Here is a 23,548-nt window from a genome sequence, read left to right as displayed (position 1 = left end):
CGAAAGGCAAGCACCGGTCCGGGCACTGTCGCGACTACAATCGATTAAGCAAAAGCTGCGTCAAAAAGACTTGCCGGAGGGCATGGCGCGATATAGAACATAACAAGAACGTAGTGGAGTAGCGTGATGAAACTCAACGGAAAACTCGACTATCTTGAACTGCCGGCGACGGGCGGCACGCTGGACAGCGTCAAATCCTTCTACAGCGCAGCGTTTTCATGGTCGTTCGCCGACTACGGCCCGACCTATTCCGCCTTTGCCGAAGGCCTCGACGGCGGCTTCCAGGCAGATGCCGACGAAGCGCCGGCCAAGCCGCTTCCGGTCATCTACTCCGAAAATCTCGAGGAAACGCTGGACGCGGTCGAGAGTGCCGGCGGCACCATCGTCAAGCCGATCTTTTCCTTCCCGGGCGGCAGGCGGTTCCACTTCACCGATCCGGCCGGCAACGAACTGGCCGTTTGGGGACATTAGGGAGTCGCAATTTCGAGTTGTTTTGCTGTTGACAGCCGGGGGGCAGCCGGGCTCATTCCAATGAACGGCGGCAACCTTCAAAAAGCAGACTGATGAAATTCGGCTCAAGCGGTGTTCGGGGTCTGGCTTCCGAATTGGTCGGACGGCCGAGCGGACTCTATACTGAGGGTTTTGCCCGGCGCTTGCGGTCGACCGGCTTTCGGCAAGGCGAGGTCTTCGTCGGGCGCGACCTGCGCGACAGCAGTCAAACGATAACCGAAGACTGCATGGCGGCGCTGGCCGCAAGCGGCTTCCAGCCGGTCGATTGCGGCCCCATCCCCACACCCGCGCTTGCCTTCTATGCGCGCCTGCACGGCACCGCGGCGCTCATGGTAACGGGCTCGCACATTCCCGCCGACCGCAACGGCATCAAATTCTATGGGCCGAAGGGCGAGATCGACAAGCAGGACGAGGCCGCGATCACCGCTCATGTCGCGGAGCTATCGGACCGATATCCCTGGCCGCCGGCCCATGCGGATTGGCAAACCGGCCATGAACAGGCGCTCGCGGTCTTTCGAGATCGTCTCGACGGCATACTGCCCCCTGGCGCCCTTTCCGGAATGAAGCTCGGCGTCTACCAGCACAGCACCGTGGCGAGGGAGTTGCTGGTCGAGGTTCTGCGATCTTTTGGCGCGGATGTGATCGCCGTCGGCAAAACGGAGGTTTTCGTGCCCGTCGACACGGAGGCCGTCGGCCGGGAAACGATGGCGAAGGTGAAGGACTGGATGCGCGAATTCAAATTCGACGCCGTGCTCTCTGCCGACGCCGATGCCGATCGTCCTCTCGTCATCGACGACAAGGGTGAGCTGTTTCGAGGCGACCTGATCGGGCTGGCTACGGCGCTCTTCCTCAAGGCCGAAATCGTGGTGACGCCGGTCACCTCCAATTCAGGCATCTCCGAGGCTTTCGGATTCAGCGTCAGGAGAACGAAGGTCGGGTCGCCCTTCGTCATAGAGGGAATGGACGCCGCGCAGAAGGCAGGCGGCATCGTGGTCGGCTTCGAGGCCAATGGCGGGGTTCTTCTGGGGTCGGATTGCCAGGTGAACGGCAGGACCTTGTCCGCGCTGCCGACGCGGGATTCATTTTTGCCCATCCTGGCGGTGCTGGGCACGATGGCGTCGACGGGCAAATCGCTCTCCGACCTGCGTGAAACCTGGAGCCTTCCGGTCTGCGCCAGCGAGCGGCTCGAGAACTTCCCTGTCGAGAAATCGCGCGGCTTGATGCGCAAGCTAGCCGACCGCGACGCGTTGCGGCAATTTCTTGCCCCCTTCGGCACCCTCGCGGATGTCGATGAGACCGACGGTCTCAGGGCACGGATGACCAGCGGCGAGATCATCCATCTGCGGCCTTCCGGCAACGCTCCCGAATTTCGCTGCTATGCCGAGGCCGGCAGTCATGACAGGGCGAGTGAAATTGTGGCAATGGCGCTGGAACGGGCGCGGGACGCCACACTGGCAGATGATTGAGAGGCCGTATAACGAAAGTGGCGACGGCGGTTGCCACAGCCCGGGAGCGCGGCCCGCTCTACAACTGGGGGTCGCGGCCGCTCGACCCCCGAGAGCATCGATGACGAAGACAGCGTTGATAACCGGCATTACGGGGCAGGATGGCGCCTATATGGCACAGCTCCTGCTTTCGAAGGGGTACACAGTATACGGGCTGGCGCGACGGTCGAGCACAGCCGAGGTCAACACCGCGCGCCTGAAATGGCTAGGGATCGAGAACGAAGTGCGGATCGTGGATGGCGACCTCACGGACCTGTCGGGCCTGGCCCGAGCCCTGCGCAACATAAGGCCGGACGAGGTCTATAATCTTGCCGCACAGTCTTTCGTCAAATCCTCCTGGCAGCAGCCGATCCTGACGGGCAACGTCACTGGCATCGGCGTCACGAATGTTCTCGAGGCGCTGCGTCTCGAAATTCCCGAGGCGCGTTTTTATCAGGCTTCGTCATCGGAGATGTATGGCCTTATCCAGGAGCCGATGCAGTCGGAGACCACGCCTTTCCATCCCCGTTCCCCCTATGCGGTGGCAAAGGCCTATGGTCACTGGATCACCGTCAACTACCGCGAGAGCTTCGGCCTGCACGCATCGAGCGGCATCCTGTTCAATCACGAATCGCCGCTGCGCGGCATCGAATTCGTGACCCGCAAAGTCACGGACGCCGTCGCGCGCATCAAGAGGGGCCTGGCAAGGGAACTGCGCCTGGGCAACATCGATGCCAAGCGCGACTGGGGCCACGCCAGGGACTATGTCCGCGCCATGTGGCTGATGCTGCAGCAGGATCAGCCCGACGACTATGTCGTCGCCACGGGCAGAACAACGACGGTGCGCGACATGTGCAGGATCGCCTTCGAGCATGTGAGGCTGAAGATGGACGATCATCTCGTCATCGATCCTGACTTGTTCAGGCCGGCGGAAGTCGAAATCCTGCTCGGCAATCCGGCCAAGGCAAAGGCGAAACTCGGATGGGAAGCGACGATCTCCCTGGAAGAGATGATTCGTGAAATGGTGGACGCCGATCTGGCGCGCCACGCGGCACCCAGGCGTTGAAAGGAAGCCCTTGCATTTACGGGTCGATGACTTGACGCACCGTCTTTCGCCACGCATCGACATGCGGACGATACGTCGTGGTTCGTGAGGCCGGCATGCGGGTTTTGATAACCGGCACCAACGGTTTCGTCGGTCCCTATGTGCTCGACGCGCTGCGCAGGATTTGCGGCCACGAAATTGCCGTTGCCGCGACCTCAAAGGACGGTGGTCCGCATCCCGCTTTCGGCCAGGTCGAGGAGTTGGACGTGACAGACGCGACTGCCGTGCAGGACGCCGTGGCCCGTCACCGGCCCACCCATGTCGTTCACCTGGCGGCGGTCGCGGCACTGGGTGCCGCCCAGGCCGACCCCCGAAACACGTGGCGCATTCATGTGGACGGCGCACTCAACCTGGCCAATGCCATCCTCGACAAGGCTCCGGACTGCTGGCTGATCCATATCGGATCCGGCCTGGTCTATGGCGAAAGCGCGAAAACCGGACGACCGCTCGACGAAAACACGCTGCTTGCTCCGATCGACGACTACGCCGTGACCAAGGCCGCGGCCGACCTCGCGCTCGGCGCACTTTCACGCCAGGGATTGAAGTGCGTCCGGATGCGTCCCTTCAACCATACAGGCCCGGGCCAGACGGAAGCCTTTGCGGTCCCGGCCTTCGCCATGCAGATCGCACGGATCGAAGCAGGCCTGGCTCAGCCGGTCATCCGCGTCGGCAATCTCGATGCGAGGCGCGATTTCCTGGATGTGCGCGACATCGCCAATGCCTATGCCCGCGCGGTCTTGACCAGCCGCGACCTTGCCCCGAACACCATTTTCAACATTGCATCCGGCGTTTCCTGGCGGATGGGAGACATCCTCGATCTGCTGCTCGCGCAAAGCAGCGCCAGGATCGTCACGGAGCAGGATCCCCTGCGGTTGCGACCGAGCGATCTGCCATGCATCGTTGGCGATGCGACCCGTGCCCGGACCTTGCTTGGCTGGGCGCCCGAGCATTCCTTCGAAGATACGCTTGCGGCCGTCCTGGAGGATTGCCGCGTGCGTGTGGCCCAGGCGTAGGCAGGGATGCATCGCCTGTTTCCCGGAGAGCGTAGGCTGAACCGCTGCCGTGGCCCCGCGTCGCTATCGCTTTAGAGCGTTTCACCGCTCGACAGAATCGGAAGGGATTCCCGCTCGGTTGGATTTGTGATTCAAGATGCTGGCTGGATTGGAGGCCAGCATCAGATGGTTCGACCTCTTTCCGATGATCTTCGCGAGCGGGTTGTAGCGGCAGTTTTGAGCGGCGAGAGCCGCCGGTCGGCCGCCAAGCGGTTCGGCATTTCGGTTTCGGCGGCGGTGAAGTTGTTGCAGCGTCATCAGGCGACCGGCTCGATAGCGCCTGGCAAAATGGGCGGGCGTCGCAAGAGGGTGCTGGAGCCGCACCGTGCCTTCATCGTGGAGCGGATCAATCAGACCTGTGAATTGACTCTGCATCGGCTGAAGGACGAGTTGGCCGCTCGTGGGGTCAAGGTCTCGCACAACGCAGTGTGGCAGTTCCTGCGCCGCGAAGGCCTGAGCTTTAAAAAAAACGCTGTTCGCCCTTGAGCAGGCACGCGCCGATATTGCCCGCAGGCGCCAGCGATGGCGATCCTGGCAGGCCGGCCTCGATCCGCAGTGCTTGGTCTTCATCGATGAGACCTGGATCAAGACCAACATGGCTCCCCTGCGCGGCTGGGGGCCGAAGGGCAAGCGGCTGCGCGGCCTGGCTCCACATGGCCACTGGCGCACGCTGACTTTCCTCGGCGCGCTGCGCTGTGATCGGCTCGCGGCACCTTGCGTCTTCGACGGACCGATCAACGGCCAATGCTTCCGCCTATGTCGAACAGCAGCTCATCACCGTGCTGAACCCGGCGATATCGTCGTCATGGACAATCTGGGAAGCCATAAGTCCGCTGCCATCAGGCAGATGATCAGGGCCGCTGGCGCCAGGCTCTGGTACCTGCCGCCCTACTCACCGGACCCTCAATCCGATCGAGCAGGCCTTCGCCAAGATCAAGCACTGGATGCGCCAGGCTCAGAAACGCACCGTCGAGGACACTTGGCGCCACATCGGCCACCTCGTCGCAACCATCGAGGCAACCGAATGCAAGAACTACTTCGAAAACGCCGGATACGCTTCCGTCAAAACATGAAAGACTCTAGTTGATTTTCCGGCATTGAGCTTTGCTCCGCCTCGTCCTATAAGGCCGCGCGCAGCGCGGCATGCCCCGCCTGCTGGGGCGTCGCCAAGCGGTAAGGCATCGGTTTTTGGTACCGACATTCCCAGGTTCGAATCCTGGCGCCCCAGCCAACTGCCATCAAGCAGATCCGGCCATTTTCGACCCTATTCCGAACAGAAAACCGCTCTTTCCTGCGATCGCCCGGTCAGCCTACGGAGGCCGGCTTCGGAAGCCATCGCTTTTCGATAAGGCAAACCATCGTGTAGGCAGGGTCAAAAACGTTTCCGACGTGATATCGGACAACCTGTCCCATCAGATGGGATGCGGCTTCGGCGGACAAGCCGTAGTCGCCGGTCAGCCAGTTAAGCATATCCGTGGTCGCGTGCTGCAGGGCCTGATCAAGCGGGCGCGCGTTGCCAATAGAGAAAATATGAGTCTCGTTCTCACCGCGAGGCCATACTAGCCGCCTATCCTTTTCAACGGTTAAGCGAAGCTCGATTTGAAAACAGGTTTCGATCCCGGTTCCGACAATCTCGCCATCGCCCTGCGCCGCATGGCAATCGCCGGCGAAGAAGAGCGCACCCTCCACGGCAACGGGGAACCAGACGGTCGCACCAGGCCGAAACCCGCGGTAATCCATGTTGCCGCCATTTTCTGCACTGGTCGCAGTAGAGAAAGCCTGGCCCATCGATGGCGCCACGCCAAAGCAGCCAATCATAGGCTCGACCGGCAAAATGAAGCTTTCAAGGCCCGGCGGCGGCTCCTGCAACGCCACAGTTCGCGATTCCGGGTCGATCCGCCAGGTGACTTTGTCCCGTGCCGGCAACCCGCGAGCAGCCTCCGGATCGACGACGTTTGGGGCCAGTGACGAGATCGTCCACCCGGTGGAGCGGATCGGGTCCATGCGCAGGATGTCCACGCGGAGGGCGTCGCCAGGTTCGGCCCCAGTCACGAAGATCGGGCCGTTCATTGGGTTTGGTCCCCGTGCCCGTTGCACATCGTTCTTATCGAAGCCCCGAGCGTCGAGCGTTTCCGTCGTCACCACATCGCCGGATGCAATTGTGAGCGCCGGCGCAACCATACCGAGGACATTGTGCCACGTGGTGTTGATGAGCCTGTGCGTTGCCATGGAATGGCAGTAGCGAAGACGTTGTGGCGCGGCAAGTGGCAGATCGGGCTCCGGGGCGTGCGACCGTTTCGTTTGCATGGGCGAGTCCCCCGCTGCGATGACGGCCTGGCACCGGCCTGACAAATCCAGTGCTCGACCTAAACCTTTTGTGCCGCCAGGCGTTGTGGTCCACGCGGCCGGGTTCTCCTGGCGGGTGGGCAAACAGCCTTCGGAGACGTTCAACCGATGTATTTCATGGCATTGGCCACCGACTATGACGGCACGCTGGCGCATGACGGCCTGGTCGCGGCCAGCACGGTCTCGGCGCTGGAGAAGCTGAAGAAATCCGGGCGCAAGCTGATCCTGGTCACCGGACGGGAACTGCCCGATCTCAAGGAGGTGTTTCCCGAACTTTCCCTGTTCGACAAGGTGGTCGCCGAAAACGGCGCGCTGGTCTACACGCCGGCCAGCGAGGAAGAGCGCACGATCGCCCCCTCGCCTTCCGCGGATCTTGTCGACAGGCTCAAGAAGCGCGGCGTGAAGCCGCTGTCCGTCGGCCGCTCGATCGTCGCCACCTGGGAGCCGCACCAAGCCACCGTGCTCGACGTCATCAAGCAGCTTGGGCTGGAGCTGGAGATCATCTTCAACAAGGGCGCGGTGATGATCCTGCCTTCCGGCATCAACAAGGCGACCGGGTTGGCGGCAGCGCTCGACGACCTGAAGCTGTCGCCGCACAATGTCGTGGCCGTTGGCGACGCGGAAAACGACCACGCCTTCCTCAGGGCTTCGGGCTGCAGCGTCGCGGTGGCCAACGCGCTGCCCGCCGTCAAGGAAACCGCCGACCTCGTCACCAAGGAAACGCGCGGCAAGGGCGTCGAGGAGCTGATCCGCAGGCTGGTCAAGCACGATCATCTGCTGGCTAAAAAACGCTTGCGCGGCGTGCTGCTCGGGACCTCACGCGGCAAGGACATTTACTTGTCGCCGATGGAGACGGTGCTGATCGCCGGCAGCTCGGGCATCGGCAAATCGACCTTGGCCACAGCGCTCACCGAGCGGCTGGTCGAAAAGGGTTTGCAATTCTGCATTTTCGACCCCGAGGGCGACTATGACGGACTGAAAGGCGCGGTGCCGCTCGGCAACGGCTCGACTGCACCGAACAAGGAACAGTTGCTGGAATTAATCGAGAAACCGCAGACCAATATCGTGGTCAACGGCCTGGCGTTGAAGGTCGATGAGAGGCCCGATTTCTTCGCTGAATTGCTGCCCGGCCTCGGCAATGTCCGCTATCGCACGGCAAGGCCGCACTGGCTGATCATCGACGAGGCGCATCATTTGATGCCCAAGCGACGCGGGGATACGCGATCCGTGCTTTCGATCGAGCTGCCCGGCACGGTGCTGATTACTGTCCATCCGGAAGCAATCTCGACCGATGCGCTCGGCCTGGTGACGGCGGTGATTGCGCTTGGGCCCAAGGCGAAGGGCGTGATCAAGACCTTCTGCAAGGAAACGGGGCTCCAGGCTCCAAAGAGCATTCCGTTGCCCAAAGGCGACCGGGTACTGTTCTGGCGGCCGCACGACGGCAAGAAGCCGTTCACGGTAAAGGCAATCGAGCCGGACCAGTCGCTGAAGCGCCACAGCCGCAAATATGCCGAAGGCGAGCTCGACGAGGCAGGCAGCTTCTACTTCACCGGTCCGAGGAAGGCGATGAACCTCAGGGCCCACAATCTCATCATCTTCGCGCAGATGGCGGAAGGCATCGACGACAAGACATGGGAGTACCATCTGCGCGCCGGCGACTATTCCAAATGGTTCCGCCAACAGATCAGGGACAAGGACCTCGCCCGAGAAACGGCTGAGGCGGAGAAGAACAAGGCATTGTCGGCCGACGAGAGCCGCAAGCTGGTGATCGACGCCGTGCGGCGGCGCTACACGGCGCCTGCCACGGCTGCGGAGAAGTAGATCGGCTCGCCAGCCTGAACCGGCCTAGCTCTCAGCTCGCCTCGCGCATCGCTTCGGCAGCCTGCAGATCGACCGAGACCAGCTGGCTGACGCCCTGCTCGGCCATGGTAACGCCGAACAGCCGGTCCATGCGCGCCATGGTGATGGGGTTGTGGGTGATGATGACGAAGCGCGTCTCGGTGGTCTTCGACATCTCGTCCATCAAATTGCAGAAGCGCTCGACATTGTGATCGTCGAGCGGCGCGTCGACCTCGTCGAGCACGCAAATCGGCGCGGGGTTGGTGAGGAACACGGCGAAGATCAGCGACATCGCCGTCAGCGCCTGCTCGCCGCCGGAAAGCAGCGTCATGGTCTGTGGCTTCTTGCCGGGCGGGCGGGCGAGGATTTCCAGCCCCGCTTCCAGGGGATCTTCCGACTCGATCAGCTGCAATTCGGCCGTGCCGCCGCCGAACAGGTGCGAGAACAGCCGCTGGAAATGGCCGTTGACGATCTCGAAGGCCGACAGCAGCCGTTCGCGCCCTTCGCGGTTGAGACTCTGGATCGCCTGCCTCAACTTGCGGATCGCCTCGATGATGTCTTCGCGCTCGGAGACGATGGTCTCGAGCCTGTCGGACAGCTCCTTCTGCTCTTCCTCGGCGCGCAGGTTGACGGCGCCGAGCCGCTCGCGCTCAATCTTCAGCCGGTCAAGCTGGCGTTCGATCTCGGCCATGTCGGGCATCGGATCGTCGGCTTCGAGGCCGGTGTGCTTGATGACCAGATGCGGCGGCGTGTTCAGCGCTTCCTGGATGCGCGCCTCGATCTCGGCGCGCCGCTCGTCGGCGGCGGTGAGCCGCTCCTCGGCGCGGACGCGGGTCTCGCGCGCCTCGGCGAGCGACTGGATGGCGGCGGTCGCCGCCTTGTCGAGCTCGGCCTGCTTGTTTTCCGCCTCCTGCAAGCGGTCGCTCGCCGCCTGGCGCAGCGCCTCCGCCTCGGAAAGCTGCGTCAGGAGCGCGCGACGCTTGGCGTCGATCTCGTCGGGCGCATCGGCCAACCGCTCGCGCTCGGCTTCGGCCTCCGCCTTGCGCTCGCCAAGCGCGGCGATCTGCGTCGAAGCATTTTCGGCGCGCTCCAGCCAGTTCTTGCGCTCGGCGCCGATGGCATCCAGCCGGCGCATGCGCGCCTCGGCCTCGCGCCGCAGCCCTTCATGCACGGCACGCGCATCGGCAAGCGTGGCGCGGTCGCGCGAGACGTTGGCGGAAGCCTGTTCGAGCTGCAGCTGGAGATCGCCCAGATCAGGCGCGTCCTTCAGCATCTCCTCGGCCTCGACGAAGGCGGCCTGCGTCTCCTCGTGGCTGTCGACGATGCGGGCACGGGCTTCGTCCAGGGCAGCGCGCCGGCTCACCAGCTCGCCGCCGGCCTTCTCGGCCTCGGCCAGGACGTTGCGGGCGGCATCCAGCGCATGTTGGGCGTCGCGGCCGGCCTGGCGCGCATTGCGTTCGGCCTCGCTTGCCTGGCGCATCGTCTGCTCGGCGCGCGCCAGCGCTTCCTCGGCCTCGCGCACGACGCGCGTCGCCTGCACGGCTTCGGCATCGAGCTCGGCCAGACGGTTCTTCTGCGCCAGCCGCAGCGCGGCGGCGGTCGGGGCATCGGCGCTCGCGGTCAAGCCGTCCCAGCGCCAGAGCGCGCCGTCGCGGCTGACCAGCCGCTGGCCGGGCGAAAGCTGCGCCTGGAGGCGGCGCCCGTCCGAGGTATCGACGATGCCGATCTGCGCCAAACGGCGGGCGAGTTGCGCCGGTGCGCGCACGACGCTGGCAAGGCTTTTCACGCCTTCGGGCAGTGACGCGTCGCCCGGCTGGATCGCGCTTTCGCCCCAATGCACCGGTGCGCTGCGGTCGAGCGGGACATCAAGGTCCTCGCCCAACGCCGCACCCAGCGCCGTCTCATAGCCGCGCTCGACGCTGATCTGCTCAAGCACAGAAGGGAAAAGATCGCCGCCGCTGGTGGCGTTGAGGATCTTCGCCAGCGTGCGCGCCTCGGTCTCGATGCGCGCCAGTTCCGCCCTGGCGTCCTGCAGCGGCGGGCGGGCGGCGTTTTCGGCTGCGCGCGCCTCGGCGACGGCCTGCTCGGCGGCGATGGCGCCGGCCTCGCTCTCTTCCAGCCGGGCAAGCGCATCCTCGACCAGAAGCCGCTTTTCGGCCGGATCGGGCAAGCCGGAAATGCGTGCGGCGATATCGGAAAGCTCGCGGTCGACCTCGGCCAGCTGACGGGCGAAGCGGTCGCGGCGCTCGGCGGTCTCGCGCAAACTGCGCTCGATCTGGTGGCGCGAGGCGGCGGCCTCGGCGCGTTCGGCGGTCAGCGCGGCAAGTTTTGCCTCGCTCTGCGACAGCGTCGCGCCGGCCTGCTCGAAGGCGACACGCGTGGTCGCCTCGCGCTCGGCGGCGCCCGCATTGTCCGAGTTGAGCTCAGCCTCCTCGGAGCGCAGGCGCTCGAGGATATCGGCATTGTCGCGCACCATCCGCTCCTCACGGGCGATGTCGGCGTCGAGCTGCTGCAGCCGGCGTTCGAGCTCGGCCTGGCGCGAGCGGATGCGGCCGGCCTCTTCCTCGATCTGCGTCTTGGCGATAGACAGGCGCTGGAAGGCGGCGGCCGCGGCTGCTTCGGCGTCGCGCAGGTCCGGCAGCCGGTGGGCGGCGATGCCCTGCTCCCTGGCTGCCGCCATCTGGGCCGCGGCGCGGTCGCCGACCAGCGTTGTGGCGACGGCGAGCGCCGAGCGCGCCTCGCCTTCCTGGGTCTTGGCCAAGGTCCAGCGCAGATGCAGAAGCGTCGCTTCCGCCTTGCGGATGTCGGCCGACAGGTTCTTGAAGCGCGAAGCCTGGCGCGCCTGGCGCTTCAGGCTGTCGATCTGGCCTTCCAACTCGCCGACGACGTCGTCCAGCCGCTCGAGGTTCTGTTCGGCGCCTTTCAGCCTCAGTTCCGCCTCATGGCGGCGCGTGTGCAGGCCGGAGATGCCGGCGGCTTCTTCAAGCAGCGCGCGGCGGGCTTGGGGTTTCGCCTGGATGAGCTCGCCGATGCGGCCCTGGCCGACCATGGAAGGCGAGCGCGCGCCGGTCGACTGGTCGGCGAACAGAAGCTGCACGTCCTTGGCGCGGGCTTCCTTGCCGTTGATGCGGTAGAGCGAGCCCGCTTCGCGCTCGATGCGGCGCGACACTTGCAATTCATCGGCATCGTTGAAGGCGGCTGGCGCGGTGCGGTCCGTATTGTCGAGGAAAAGCGTGACTTCGGCGGTGTTGCGCGCCGGCCGCGCGCCGGAGCCGGAGAAGATCACGTCGTCCATGCCGGACGCGCGCATGTTCTTGTAGGAGCTTTCGCCCATCACCCAGCGCAGCGCTTCGACGAGATTCGACTTGCCGCAGCCATTCGGCCCGACAATGCCGGTCAACCCGCGTTCGATGACGAACTCGCCGGGCTCGACGAAGGACTTGAAACCGAGGAGGCGAAGGCGCGAAAACTTCATTCGCGCCGCCCAATACTACAGGCGTGCGCGCCGAAGCCGGACCGCTTCGGCGCGGCCTGGATGTCAGAGCAGAGGGTCGATGATGGCCGACATTTCCTCAATCGACATCGCCCCTTTGTAGGTCTTTCCGTTGATGAAGAAGGTCGGCGTCGAGTCGACCTTGAACTCGTCCGCTCCGCGTTTCTGGACTGCTCTCACATCGTCCAGAAGTTTCTGGTCCGTCAAGCAGGCCTCGAAGGACTCCTGTGTAAAACCGGCCAGCTTGGAGATCTGCAGCAGTGCTTCCTTGGTGTTGCTGACGCCGACCCAGCTCGGTTGCTGCTTGAACAGCACGTCGACCATGGCGAAGTAGTTGTCCTTGGAGCAGCGCGCCAGCATGAAGCCGGCCTCGGCGCTCGGGTCGAAGGGGAATTCGCGCAGGATGTAACGGACCTTGCCGGTGTCGATGTATTTCGACTTCAACTGCGGGAAGGTGGTGTCGTTGAAATGCGCGCAATGCGGGCAGGTCATCGATGCGTATTCGACGATGGTGACCTTGGCGTCGTCCTTGCCGAGCTGCTTGTCGGGCAGCGCGCCGGGCTTGAGCAATTCCGCCATGTCGACGGTGCCTTGCGCCTCGGGCGCCTGGGCCGCCGCCGGCGTGGCGGCCGGCTTGGCAGGCGTAGACGGGTTGGCAGGCTTCACATCGGCCGCCTTCGCCTCCTCGCCCGAGTCGCTGCATGCGGCAAGCAGCGCCACCGCAGGAACAGCGGCCAGCGTGGTCAGAAGGTTTCTGCGTGACAGACTTTTGCCAAACGGGGCACGGTTCATGCGAATCACCTGATATCGGTTGGATTTTGCAATGCAAGGGCTAGAAAAGGCGAGAGTTGGCGCGAATTAAGGCATTGCGATCCCCAATCCAATCGCGAAACTCGATCATAAGCATCACGAATGCGCGAGATTGGCGACGCATTCATGACGCTTCTTACGACCCTTTGGGCTTCCTTTCACCCATAATTGTGGCGCCGAGTCGCTCCAGCGAAGCGCGCAAGCCGTCATCCTCGATCTTGCCGACCAGATGCGAAAGCTTCGATTTCTCGGCCTCGCTCAAAGGCCGCGGCGCCGGCTTCGGCCGTGCCTTTTGCGAAAGCACCGGTTTTTGCAGGATTTTGATGCGGCCGACCGCGTTGAAGCCCAGAAAGGCGTTGACGCGGTTGATGACCTCGCCGGCCTCGTGCTGCAGGTGCAGCGCGGCCATGCCTTCGCAGGCGATGATCAGCGTCGCCGGCTCGAACGGGTCGTCTTCATGCAGGCGGCGCGGCCAGTGTATCTTCTCCGGCCGCGAATGGCTGGCGAGCCGAGGCCCGGCGATCTCTTCCCAGGACTGCACCAGCCCGATCGAGATGCCGGCGCGCTTCTTCAGCACCGGATCGAGGATCTCGGTCGCGAGATCGCTCACCGGAACGGGATTGCCGAAGGGCCTTTTCCCTGCCATGTGCGTTCTCCAATCCCCAACTAATCCGATCAATGGCACCACTGAACCAGACCCGCAAGGCATCACAGCAGGCCGCGTCCGGCGATACGGACATCGCGTCCCGCCTGCTTGCCTGGTATGACGCCCACCATCGCGACTTGCCCTGGCGCGTCGCCCCGGGCGCGTTTGCGCGCGGCGTGCGGGCCGATCCCTATCGCGTCTGGATGTCCGAGGTAATGCTGCAGCAGACCACGGTCGAGGCGGTGAAAGCCTATTTCCGCAACTTCGTCGAGAAATGGCCGACGGTCGAGGCGCTGGCGGCGGCGGCAGCCGAGGACGTGATGAAGGCCTGGGCCGGGCTTGGCTATTATTCCAGGGCGCGCAACCTGAAAGCCTGCGCCGACCTCGTGGCGCTGCGGGGCGGCCGCTTTCCCGACACCGAGGCGGGCTTGCGCGAACTGCCCGGCATCGGTGCCTACACCGCGGCGGCGATCGCGGCGATCGCCTTCGACCAGCCGGCGGCGGTCGTCGACGGCAATGTCGAGCGGGTGATGACCCGGCTCTATTCAATCGAAACGCCGCTCAGCGAAGCGAAGCCTCAAATCCGCGCGCTGGTCGAAAAGCTGGTGCCGCGGACGCGGCCCGGCGATTTCGCCCAGGCGATGATGGATCTCGGCGCGACAATCTGCACGCCGAAGCGGCCGCGCTGCATGCTCTGCCCAGTGCGCGAGGATTGCAGCGCCATCCTCACCGGCGATCCGGAACGCTTCCCGGTCCGCCTGCCGAAGGACGACAAGCCGCTGCGCAAGGGTGCTGCCTTCGTCGCCGAGCGCGCCGACGGCGCCATCCTTCTGCGCAAACGGCCGGAGAAGGGATTGCTCGGCGGCATGACGGAGGTGCCGACCACCGGCTGGACGGCGCGGATCGATGGCGCCACGACGGCCGAGGCTGCGCCTTTTGCCGCCGATTGGCGGCGCGCCGGGCAGATCGGCCATGTCTTCACCCATTTCTCTCTCGAACTCGAAATCTTCCATGCCCACATCAAGCGCGATGCGCCGGCGGGGCACTTCTGGTCGGTGGCCCATGAAATTTCCGGGGAAGCGCTGCCTACCGTCATGAAAAAGGTGATCGAGGCGGCGATACCGGGCGCGACTAAGAAACAACCTACCCGCTGAAAGGCCTGCAATGACCGAGATACGCCACATCGTCTTCGACATCGGCAAGGTGCTGGTCCACTACGATCCGGACATCCCGTTCAGCCGGCTTATCCCGGACGCCGGGGAGCGGAAGTGGTTCTTCGACAATGTCTGCACCAGCGCCTGGAACGTCGAGCAGGACCGTGGCCGGACCTGGGAAGAAGCCGAGTCGTTGCTGATCGCCGAGCATCCCGCCCATGCCGAGAACATCCGCAACTTCCGCCGCCACTGGCATGATATGGTGCCGCATGCCTATGACGACAGTGTCGCGCTGCTCGAGGGCCTGATCGATGACGGCCGCGACGTGACGCTGCTCACCAACTGGGCGTCGGACACATTCCGCGAGGCTCGCGCCCGTTTTCCGTTCCTTGAAAAGCCGCGCGGCATCACGGTCTCCGGCGATATTGGCCTGATCAAGCCGGACCGCGCCATCTACGACCATCACGTCGCTTCGTTCGGGCTCGATCCCGCAGCTTCGCTGTTCATCGACGACAGCCAGAAAAATGTCGACGGCGCCAAGGCGGCGGGCTGGCAGGCCGTGCTGTTCACCGACGTCGCGGCGCTTAAAGCAGACCTTGAACGGCTCGGGATTACAGCCTGATCTGAATCGCTTGCGGCGATCCGTTGATGTTTTGATTCAGGTTCAGGTGGATCAGCCCCCTGCCCGCTCCATGCCAAGGCGGGCGATGCGGCGCAGCTCGTCGATCGGGGTGAGCCCGCCGCTGCGCTCATAGTGCCAGAAAGTCCAGCCATTGCAGGCATCCAGCCCCTGCACCTCGGCGCCGATCTTGTGGATCGAGCCGGCGCTATCGCCGATGGCCAGCGTGCCGTCGGCGCGCACTTTCGCCGCCCAGCGCTTCTTGGCGTCGTAAAGTGTGGCGCCCGGCGCCACAAGGCCGTTGTCGATCAGGCTGATGAAGGCGACGCGCGGCTCAGCGCGCTTGCCGGAAAGCACGGTGAGATCGGCGCTTTCCAGCGGGCGCACTGCGGCGATGCGCTCATTGGCGGCGTCGATATAGGCCTGCTCGCGCTCGATGCCGACAAAGTGGCGACCAAGGCGCTTGGCGACGGCGCCGGTGGTGCCGGAGCCGAAGAAGGGATCGAGCACCACGTCGCCCGGCTTGGTCGAGGCCATCATGATGCGGGCAAGCAAGGCTTCCGGCTTCTGCGTCGGATGCAGTTTGTTGCCGTTCTCGTCCTTCAGCCGCTCGCCGCCGGTGCAGATCGGGAACAGCCAGTCGGAGCGCATCTGCAGATCGTCATTCGACGCCTTCAAGGCCTCGTAATTGAAGGTGTAGCCCTTGGCCTTCTGGTCACGCGAGGCCCAGATCATTGTCTCATGCGCGTTCTGAAAGCGGCGGCCGCGGAAATTCGGCATCGGGTTTGTCTTGCGCCAGACGATGTCGTTGAGGATCCAGAAGCCGAGATCCTGCATGCGGGCGCCGACCCGGAAGATGTTGTGATAGGAGCCGATGACCCAGATGGTGCCGCTGGGCTTCAGCACGCGGCGCGCCGCGAGCAGCCAGGCGCGGGTGAAGGCGTCATAGGCCTCGAAACTCTCGAACTGGTCCCACTCGTCGTCGACGGCGTCGACCTTGGACTGGTCGGGCCGGTGCAGGTCGCCGTCGAGCTGCAGATTGTAAGGCGGGTCGGCGAAGATGACGTCGATCGACTTTTCCGGCAGCCTGTCGAGGGCGGCGACGCAATCGCCCTTCAGGATCGTGTCCAGCCATTCGGACTGTTGGGGAGCGTGGGAAAGCTCGTCGAGAAGACGCACGGCAGACATCGAAACACCCAAAAAAACGCGTTACGGTTTTACTCTCCGTTATGGTTACCGATCAGCGTAAACATTCGGTGAAGGCTCGCCGTTTGACCCACGGCGGTTTGCGAAGGCCGGCCCATTGGTGTATGCCGCGCCGCTTGAGCCAGCCAGGTCATTTCCTCCCACGCTTCGGATTGCCATGCCCCAGCCAGATCTTGTCATCTTCGATTGCGACGGCGTGCTCGTCGATTCCGAAATCATCGCCGCGCGCGTCGATGCCGAGCTTCTGACGTCGGCCGGATTCGAGATTTCGGCCGAGGAGCTTGCCGAGACCTATGCCGGCCTGACCTTCAAGGACATCATGCTGCGGGTCGAGGAGAAGTCGCGGATTCCGCTCCAGGCCTCGCTGATCGACCGCGAGGAAGAACTCGTCGACCGCAAGCTGCGCGCAGACGTGCGCATCATCGACGGCGCCCGCGAGGCGGTGGCGGCCGTAACCGCGCCACGCGCCGTCTGCTCCAATTCGCGCACCGAGCGGGTCGAATTCATGCTGGAGAAGGTGCGGCTGCTGCCGTTCTTCGCCGGCCGTATCTTTTCAGGACTTGATATCCCCAGCAAGAAGACCAAGCCGGCGCCGGACGTGTTCCTCTACGCTGCCGAAAAACTCGGCGCCAACCCGAAGAACACCTTCGTCATCGAAGATTCCGTGCATGGCATTGCCGGCGCCAGGGCGGCCGGCATGCGCGTCATCGGCTTCACCGGCGCAGGGCACAGCTATCCGGGCCACGCCGATGCGCTGACCGACGCCGGCGCCGAAACGGTCATCCGGCGCTGGGCGGAGCTCAAGAGCACGATCGCGGCACTGTCGGAGTGGTCGGAAGACGCCTAGTCTAGAAACCCAAGGACCCGGCTACGAGCGCGTCGTCAGCGTCGACAGCTGGTCGGTGTCGTAGCGGTTTCGCAGATCGGCGAGCGCTTTCGGATCCGGCGCACCCTGCGCCGTGAGTTCGGCAAGCTCTTCGAAATAATGCTCGTGACCGGGCGGAGAGACGGTCATCAGCACGCGCGCCGGCTTCTCGCTGACATTCGTGATGTTGTGCGGTATTCCCGGCGGGATGAACAGAAAGGTGCCGGGCGTTGCCCGAATCGTCCTGTCGCCGACATGCCATTCACACTCGCCCTCGAGCAGGTAAAAGGTCTCTTCCTGCACCCGGTGAACATGCCGCCCGGTGGCGAATTCCGGCGGGATCGTCCAGTCGAACATGCTCGTATGCCTGGTATTTTCATCGGTAACGAGGAAAGCCATTGGATGGCCACGCAACATGACGCCCTTCTTCTCGTCGGGCATGCGGATGACGGCATCAGCGCTCATATGATCCTCCTCTGACAGGGTGCTTGTTTCTGGCAAGCGTTCGCGCAACATCGGCCGTTCACACCGGAAAGTCGTGAATCCGTTGCCAAAAATTTGCTAAAAGACTCGAATGACAGCCAGGGGCGACGCCTACCAGTTCGGCCCGTTCCGCCTCGATCCTGAGGTGGGCATTCTCTTTTACGGGGCCGAGCCAACCATGCTCGGGCGGCGCGCCGTGGCGCTGCTGCGGCTGCTGATCCAGAATGCGGGCCAACCCGTATCGAAGGACGCGCTGATCGAGGCCGGCTGGGGCGGATCGGCGGTTGCCGACAACAATCTGACGGTTCAGATCGCAGCCTTGCGCCGGACTCTGGCCGACGCGGCGAATGTCGCGAGTTGGATCGAGACGCTGCCGCGCCGCGGCTATCGCTATGTCGGACCGGCCCTTGTCACCAATGTTCCCGATACCTCGGCCGCCGCCCGCGCCGCGTCGGCGCCGAGCTTGCCTGAGAAGCCCTCCGTCGCGGTCCTGCCGTTCTCGAATTTGAGCGGCGACCCGCAGCAGGAATATTTTGCCGATGGGATGGTCGACGACATCATCACAGGTCTGGCGCGCATCAAGTGGCTGTTCGTCATCGCGCGAAACTCGACCTTCAGCTACAAGGGTCGCGCCGTCGACGTGAAGCAGGTCGGCCGCGAGCTTGGCGTTCGCTATGTCCTCGAAGGCAGTGTGCGCAAGGCCGGCGGCAGCGTGCGTGTCACCGCGCAGATGATCGATGCTTCGACTGGCGCTCATGTCTGGGCCGAGCGCTACGATCGCAGCTCCGAAGACATCTTCGCGCTCCAAGACGAGATCGCACTGGCAGCAGTAGGAGCGATTGCGCCAAGCGTGCGGAAAGCCGAAATCGAACGAGTCAGGCGCAAGCGCCCCGACAGTCTCGATGCCTACGATCTCGTGCTGCAGGCCCAGCCCGACGTGGATTCAGGCATGCCGGAGCAGGTGACTAGGGCGCTGGTGCTGCTCGAGCGTGCGCTCGCGCTCGAACCGGCCTATGCGCTGGCGCATGGCAATGCCGCGATGTGCCATCATTGCCTGTTCCTCCGCGCCGGCCTGCAGGAGATCAACCGTGCGTCTTCGATCCGCCACGCGCGATCGGCCATCGTTCACGGGCAGGATGATGCGCTCGCCCTCACATGGGCGGGCTTTTCCATCGGAATGGATGCGCATGATCGCGCCGGTGCGTTCGCGGCATTGGAAGCTGCGCTTGCCATCAGCCCGTCATCGGCGCTGACCTACATCCTCGGCAGCGTCATGCTTGGATGGAGCGGTGAAGCGGAGCGCGCGATAGAGTGGAGCGAGCAGGGCGTGCGGCTGAGCCCGTTCGATTCATGGGCCTGGGCTGCATTTGATGCGCAGGCGATGAGCCATTTGCTGCGCGGCCGTTACGAAGAGGCTTGCCGTGCTGCCTACAAGTCCGTCCAAGCCAATCCGGCGCACAGCATCACCTATGTGCAATTGGCCGCCGCGCTGGCCAAGCTTGGCCGATTGGACGAAGCGAGGGCGGCTGCCGCCCGCGTGATCGAGCTTCAGCCCGGCTTTCGCTACAGCCGCCAGTTTGCAGGCGTGAATTGCGCGCCCGCGCTCGCGCAGGCTCTTGGCAGCGCACTACGGGCAGCCGGATTACCTGAGTAGATGACGAACAGCGCGTGTTTCGTTGGCCAGCGAGACGCCGTTGTTTCCTGCCCTTGCTCAGTTCGTCGCCGGAGCGCGCTTCTTCCGCTTGCCTTTCGACTTATCCGCCGAGGCGGCCGGCGTATTCTCGTCATAGCCGGCATAGGCCTGGTAGTCGCGTGCGGTCGGCTCCGGCACCACGACGTTGTTGTCGACGAAGACGAACTGGGTAGCGGCCGACGGGTCGGTAACCTGCACCTGGTAGGGATGCAGCTGCGAATAAAGCACCTCGTCGCCGTGCTGAACCGCGATGCGGATCGGCATGGTGATGGTGCCGGGCGCGAACATCGGCCCCGGCACGACCTTGCCGGCGACGGCTATCTTCATCGACATCTGACCATTGGCATGGGTGCAATCGCGCGTCACATCGGTGATCGAGGCCTGGTAGATGATCTTGGACGGATCGTGAGCGGGATCGACGGGCTGGCCGTTGGGGCCGGTCTGGGCGGCCGCGGCTGCTGCCTCGGCCTCGGCTTGCGCCGCGGGGTCAAGCTTCTTTTTCTTGGGCTTCGCCGTTGCACCCTTGGCATAGGTGTTGAAATAGGCGGTGCCGTCGCGCAGCGACACTTTCGGGCAATAGGCGCGCAACTGGCTGGCGAGTATCTTGGGATCCTGCGGCGGCGGCGGCGCGGTCGGATCCTTCTTGGTCAAACCAAAGTTAAGAATGCCACTGTCGCCCGATTGGCAGCCGGCGGCGGCAAGCATAAAGCCGGTAAGCGCCAGACCCGCGACAAATCGACGGTTGACCGAATAAAACGCCATGAAACTGCACTTCCCTCTCACAAAGCCGGTGACGTATAGCAACCGCGCGGCAAAAATGCGACTGAGCCGGCTCGGAAAATTAGCAATTGCCGTGGATGACGCGACCGGCAGCAATGGGCCTTTGACGATGCAATATGTGAGTACCCGCGGGGATGCGCCCGCGCTTGGATTTTCGGACGCGGTGCTGGCTGGCCTCGCGCGCGACGGCGGGCTTTACGTGCCGCGCGAATGGCCGCAGTTTTCGGCCGCCGACATCCGCGCCATGCGCGGGCTTGCCTATCCGGACCTTGCCATCCGCGTCTTGACGCCGTTCCTCGGCGGCGAGATCGCGGCGCCGGTCTTCGAGCGGCTGGTGCGAGAAGCCTATGCGACTTTCCGGCATGAGGCCGTCTGCCCGCTGGTGCAGACCGGGAAAAACACCTTCATCCTCGAGCTCTTCCACGGGCCGACGCTGGCCTTCAAGGATGTGGCCATGCAGTTGCTGGCGCGGCTGATGGACCATGTGCTTGCCGAACGCGGCCAGCGCGCCACCATCGTCGGCGCGACCTCGGGCGACACGGGCGGTGCCGCGATCGACGCCTTCGCCGGCCGCGACCGCACCGACATCTTCATTCTCTTCCCGCACGGCAAGGTCTCACCGGTGCAGCAGCGCCAGATGACGACGTCGAGCGCCGCCAACGTCCACGCGCTGTCGGTCGAGGGCAATTTCGACGACTGCCAGGGCCTGGTGAAGGACATGTTCAACGACCACGGCTTTCGCGACCGGGTGTCGCTTTCGGGCGTCAATTCGATCAACTGGGCCCGCATCATGGCCCAGATCGTCTATTATTTCTCATCGGCCCTGTCGCTCGGCGCGCCCGACCGGCCGGTCTCCTTCACTGTGCCGACCGGCAATTTCGGCGATATCTTCGCCGGCTACGCCGCCAAGCGCATGGGGCTGCCGATCGAGCGGCTGATCATCGCCACCAACGACAACGACATCCTGGCGCGCACGCTGGCGAGCGGCGAATACCGCACCAAGGGCGTGGTCGCCACGACCTCGCCGTCGATGGATATCCAGGTATCGTCGAATTTCGAGCGCCTGCTGTTCGAGGCGGCCGGCCGCGACGCCGAGACGGTCAGGCGCTACATGAACGGGCTGAAGCAATCGGGCTCCTTCACCATCGAGGGAGGCGAGCTCAAGCGCATCCGCGCCGAGTTCGACGCCGGCCGCGCTACTGTCGACGAGGTCGCCGCCACCATCCGCACGACGCTGGAGAACAGCAACTACCTGCTCGATCCGCACACGGCCGCCGCCGTCCATGTCGCGGCCGCCCATGCCTCCGGTCCGGTGCCCATGGTGGTGCTCGGCACCGCCCATCCGGCGAAATTCCCGGCAGCGGTGGAGGCCGCGAGCGGCATCGCCCCTGTCCTGCCCGCATGGCTAGGCGGCTTGATGACAGCCGACGAAAAATACACGATACTTCCATCCGACTTGAAAATGATGGAAGATTACGTGAGCCGCCACTCGCGGGCGGCGCGTTAAGGAGTACTTGCCATATGGGTGTTGAGGTAAGCCGTCTGTCGAACGGCCTGACAGTCGCCACCGAAACCCTTCCAAGCATCGAATCGGTTGCCCTAGGGGCCTGGGTCAAGTCAGGCGCCCGCAATGAGCGGGACGACGAGCATGGCATGGCCCATCTGCTCGAGCACATGGCGTTCAAGGGCACCAAGCGCCGCAGCGCCTTCGAGATCGCCTCGGAAATCGAGAATGTCGGCGGCGAGATCAACGCCGCCACCAGCGTCGAGACGACCTCATATTACGCCAGGGTGCTTTCCGACGACGTGCCGCTCGCGGTCGATATCCTGGCCGATATCCTGCAGGAGTCCGAATTCGATCCCGACGAGCTCGAGCGCGAGCAGCATGTGATCCTGCAGGAGATCGGCGCCGCGCACGACACGCCCGACGACATCGTCTTCGACCGCTTCACCGAAACGGCCTTCCGCCATCAGACCATCGGCCGCTCGATCCTGGGCACGCCGGAGACGGTCAAATCCTTCACCTCCAAGCAGCTGCACAACTTCATCGAACGGCAATATGACGCAGAGCGGATGGTCATCGTGGCCGCCGGCGACGTCAAGCATGACAATTTCGTGCGCGAGGTCGAAAAACAGCTCGGCGGCTTTCGTTCCAAGGCGGCGGGCAATATCCCGCAATATGCGCAATATGTCGGCGGCGACTTCCGCGAGGACCGCGACCTGATGGATGCGCAGATCGTGCTGGGCTTCGAGGGCCGCGCCTATCATGTGCGCGATTTCTACGCCTCGCAGGTGCTGTCGATGATCCTGGGCGGCGGCATGTCGTCGAGGCTGTTCCAGGAGGTGCGCGAGAAGCGCGGCCTCTGCTATTCGGTCTATGCCTTCCATTGGGGATTTTCCGACACCGGCATCTTCGGCGTGCATGCCGCGACCGGGCAGAGCGACATCGCCAAGCTGGTGCCGGTGATCATCGACGAATTGCAGAAGGCTGGCGAGAGCATCCAGCAGGACGAGCTCGACCGGGCGCGCGCGCAATATCGCGCCGGCCTCATCATGTCGGCCGAGAGCCCGGCCAGCCGCGCCTCGCAGATCGCCAGGCAGCTGCTTCTGTTCGGGCGACCGATCGCCAAGGAGGAATTGATGGAGCGGCTTTCGGCGCTGACCATCGAGCGGCTGACCGACCTCTCCTCGCGGCTGTTTTCGACCAAGCCGACGCTCACCGCGGTCGGCCCTGTGGGCACGCTTGCGCCCTACGAGGCGATCCTCGAATCGCTTGCGGGCCCGCAGACGACGGCCCGCCGGCTCGCCGTCTGATCTTCGACCAAAACCGTGTTCGCGCTTCCTTTCTTTCGCCGCGACCTGCCGGCACTGAAGGGCGACAAGGTCACGCTGCGCGTGCCCCTGACCAACGACTACCGCGAATGGTCGGCGGTGCGGGGCGAAAGCCGTGCTTTCCTCGAACCTTGGGAGCCGCGCTGGCAGCCGGATGAGCTTGACCGCACTGCCTGGCGGCTGCGCATCAGCCGCTACCGCGAGGACTACGCGCAAGGCACGGCCATCGCCTTCTTCATCTTCGAAAAATCGAGCGGCAAGCTTGCCGGCGGCATCACGCTCGGCAACATCCGCCACGGCGTCGCGCAGAGCGGCCATATCGGCTACTGGATCGGCGAACGCTTCGGCGGCCGCGGCCTGATGACTGAGGCGGTCAAGCTGGTGTCGCGCTTCGCCTTCGATACGCTCAGGTTGCACCGGATCGAAGCTGCCTGTATTCCCGAAAACGCCCGGTCGATCCGCGTGCTTGAAAAAGCCGGATTCCGGCGCGAAGGACTTCTGCGATCCTATCTCAGGATCAATGGCATCTGGCAGGATCACTACCTCTACGCCCGAATCGCGGACGATCCCCCGGGCGAAGGAACGAAGGGCTGATTGTGACGAATTCTCCGCGATTAGCGTCGCTGTTCGC

The 23,548-nt window shown here is 64.1% G+C and carries 19 protein-coding genes, 1 tRNA gene and 1 pseudogene; 14 read left to right on the top strand and 7 right to left on the bottom strand.

Annotated elements, in window-relative coordinates:
• Window positions 1-126 precede the first annotated feature (126 nt).
• The 6 genes and pseudogenes from LB553_RS18285 to LB553_RS18260 all read left to right on the top strand — a co-directional run bounded on the left by LB553_RS18285 (window position 127) and on the right by LB553_RS18260 (window position 5,382).
• A complete protein-coding gene (locus tag LB553_RS18285) occupies window positions 127-471 on the top strand; it encodes a VOC family protein (protein WP_224515472.1) in 345 nt (114 codons plus the stop codon).
• A 92-nt stretch (window positions 472-563) separates the two neighbouring features.
• Entirely contained in the window at window positions 564-1,976 is a 1,413-nt protein-coding gene (locus LB553_RS18280; RefSeq protein ID WP_224515469.1) for a phosphomannomutase, read from the top strand.
• A gap of 100 nt (window positions 1,977-2,076) precedes the next feature.
• Complete coding sequence (gene gmd, locus LB553_RS18275; RefSeq protein ID WP_224515466.1) at window positions 2,077-3,060, top strand: GDP-mannose 4,6-dehydratase; 984 nt, start codon at window positions 2,077-2,079, stop codon at window positions 3,058-3,060.
• 95 nt (window positions 3,061-3,155) lie between these two features.
• The gene (locus LB553_RS18270; RefSeq protein ID WP_224515465.1) at window positions 3,156-4,112 is read left to right on the top strand and encodes an NAD-dependent epimerase/dehydratase family protein; all 957 of its coding nucleotides are present in this window, start codon (window positions 3,156-3,158) and stop codon (window positions 4,110-4,112) included.
• A 165-nt stretch (window positions 4,113-4,277) separates the two neighbouring features.
• Window positions 4,278-5,224 (top strand): annotated as a pseudogene (locus tag LB553_RS18265) (IS630 family transposase).
• Window positions 5,225-5,307: 83 nt separating this feature from the next.
• Window positions 5,308-5,382: transfer RNA gene (locus LB553_RS18260), tRNA-Gln, on the top strand.
• A gap of 74 nt (window positions 5,383-5,456) precedes the next feature.
• Here the strand turns inward: LB553_RS18260 and LB553_RS18255 are convergent.
• Window positions 5,457-6,380 carry an acetamidase/formamidase family protein gene (locus LB553_RS18255; RefSeq protein WP_224515633.1) on the bottom strand — a complete coding sequence of 308 codons (924 nt, stop codon included), beginning with the start codon at window positions 6,378-6,380 and terminating at the stop codon, window positions 5,457-5,459.
• A gap of 225 nt (window positions 6,381-6,605) precedes the next feature.
• On the opposite strand from LB553_RS18255, the gene LB553_RS18250 reads away from it, so the two are divergent.
• Entirely contained in the window at window positions 6,606-8,318 is a 1,713-nt protein-coding gene (locus LB553_RS18250) for an HAD family hydrolase (protein WP_224515463.1), read from the top strand.
• 31 nt (window positions 8,319-8,349) lie between these two features.
• Here the strand turns inward: LB553_RS18250 and smc are convergent, their stop codons facing one another.
• From smc to LB553_RS18235, 3 genes are all read right to left on the bottom strand, one after another.
• Window positions 8,350-11,811, bottom strand: coding sequence for a chromosome segregation protein SMC (gene smc, locus LB553_RS18245; protein ID WP_224515460.1), 3,462 nt, complete (start codon window positions 11,809-11,811; stop codon window positions 8,350-8,352).
• Between the two features lie 63 nt (window positions 11,812-11,874).
• Window positions 11,875-12,621, bottom strand: a complete 747-nt coding sequence (locus LB553_RS18240; protein ID WP_224515458.1) for a DsbA family protein — start codon at window positions 12,619-12,621, stop codon at window positions 11,875-11,877.
• Between the two features lie 154 nt (window positions 12,622-12,775).
• A complete protein-coding gene (locus LB553_RS18235; protein WP_224515456.1) occupies window positions 12,776-13,285 on the bottom strand; it encodes a DUF721 domain-containing protein in 510 nt (169 codons plus the stop codon).
• A gap of 32 nt (window positions 13,286-13,317) precedes the next feature.
• Between LB553_RS18235 and mutY the strand changes: the two genes are divergently transcribed.
• Together mutY and LB553_RS18225 are read left to right on the top strand one after the other, a co-directional pair.
• Window positions 13,318-14,439: an A/G-specific adenine glycosylase gene (mutY, locus tag LB553_RS18230; protein WP_224515453.1), complete on the top strand. Its 1,122-nt coding sequence runs from the start codon at window positions 13,318-13,320 to the stop codon at window positions 14,437-14,439.
• A 10-nt stretch (window positions 14,440-14,449) separates the two neighbouring features.
• Window positions 14,450-15,061: an HAD family hydrolase gene (locus LB553_RS18225; protein ID WP_224515452.1), complete on the top strand. Its 612-nt coding sequence runs from the start codon at window positions 14,450-14,452 to the stop codon at window positions 15,059-15,061.
• Window positions 15,062-15,112: 51 nt separating this feature from the next.
• Here LB553_RS18225 and LB553_RS18220 read toward each other — a convergent pair whose 3' ends face one another.
• Window positions 15,113-16,246, bottom strand: a complete 1,134-nt coding sequence (locus tag LB553_RS18220; RefSeq protein ID WP_224515450.1) for a site-specific DNA-methyltransferase — start codon at window positions 16,244-16,246, stop codon at window positions 15,113-15,115.
• A 175-nt stretch (window positions 16,247-16,421) separates the two neighbouring features.
• On the opposite strand from LB553_RS18220, the gene LB553_RS18215 reads away from it, so the two are divergent.
• On the top strand, window positions 16,422-17,111 hold the full coding sequence (locus tag LB553_RS18215; RefSeq protein WP_224515446.1) for an HAD family hydrolase: 690 nt from the start codon (window positions 16,422-16,424) through the stop codon (window positions 17,109-17,111).
• Window positions 17,112-17,132: 21 nt separating this feature from the next.
• Here the strand turns inward: LB553_RS18215 and LB553_RS18210 are convergent, their stop codons facing one another.
• Window positions 17,133-17,594, bottom strand: coding sequence for a cupin domain-containing protein (locus LB553_RS18210; RefSeq protein ID WP_224515444.1), 462 nt, complete (start codon window positions 17,592-17,594; stop codon window positions 17,133-17,135).
• A gap of 109 nt (window positions 17,595-17,703) precedes the next feature.
• Between LB553_RS18210 and LB553_RS18205 the strand changes: the two genes are divergently transcribed.
• Window positions 17,704-19,266 (top strand): winged helix-turn-helix domain-containing tetratricopeptide repeat protein, encoded by a 1,563-nt coding sequence (locus LB553_RS18205; protein WP_224515442.1) that lies wholly within the window; start codon window positions 17,704-17,706, stop codon window positions 19,264-19,266.
• A gap of 57 nt (window positions 19,267-19,323) precedes the next feature.
• Here LB553_RS18205 and LB553_RS18200 read toward each other — a convergent pair whose 3' ends face one another.
• Window positions 19,324-20,067 carry a hypothetical protein gene (locus tag LB553_RS18200; protein ID WP_224515440.1) on the bottom strand — a complete coding sequence of 248 codons (744 nt, stop codon included), beginning with the start codon at window positions 20,065-20,067 and terminating at the stop codon, window positions 19,324-19,326.
• A gap of 127 nt (window positions 20,068-20,194) precedes the next feature.
• Here LB553_RS18200 and thrC point away from each other — a divergent pair, with 127 nt between their 5' ends.
• From thrC to LB553_RS18185, 3 genes are read left to right on the top strand one after another with little or no spacing between them, the layout of a single operon-like run.
• Window positions 20,195-21,592 carry a threonine synthase gene (thrC, locus tag LB553_RS18195; RefSeq protein ID WP_224515631.1) on the top strand — a complete coding sequence of 466 codons (1,398 nt, stop codon included), beginning with the start codon at window positions 20,195-20,197 and terminating at the stop codon, window positions 21,590-21,592.
• A 14-nt stretch (window positions 21,593-21,606) separates the two neighbouring features.
• Window positions 21,607-22,899, top strand: a complete 1,293-nt coding sequence (locus LB553_RS18190; RefSeq protein ID WP_224515438.1) for a M16 family metallopeptidase — start codon at window positions 21,607-21,609, stop codon at window positions 22,897-22,899.
• Window positions 22,900-22,914: 15 nt separating this feature from the next.
• Window positions 22,915-23,511 carry a GNAT family N-acetyltransferase gene (locus LB553_RS18185; protein WP_224515435.1) on the top strand — a complete coding sequence of 199 codons (597 nt, stop codon included), beginning with the start codon at window positions 22,915-22,917 and terminating at the stop codon, window positions 23,509-23,511.
• Window positions 23,512-23,548: the final 37 nt, after the last annotated feature.

It is taken from the genome of Mesorhizobium sp. CA8 (assembly GCF_020164955.1).
In the GTDB taxonomy this organism is placed as follows: Bacteria; Pseudomonadota; Alphaproteobacteria; order Rhizobiales; family Rhizobiaceae; genus Mesorhizobium.
This window is presented reverse-complemented; position numbering and strand designations above follow the sequence as displayed.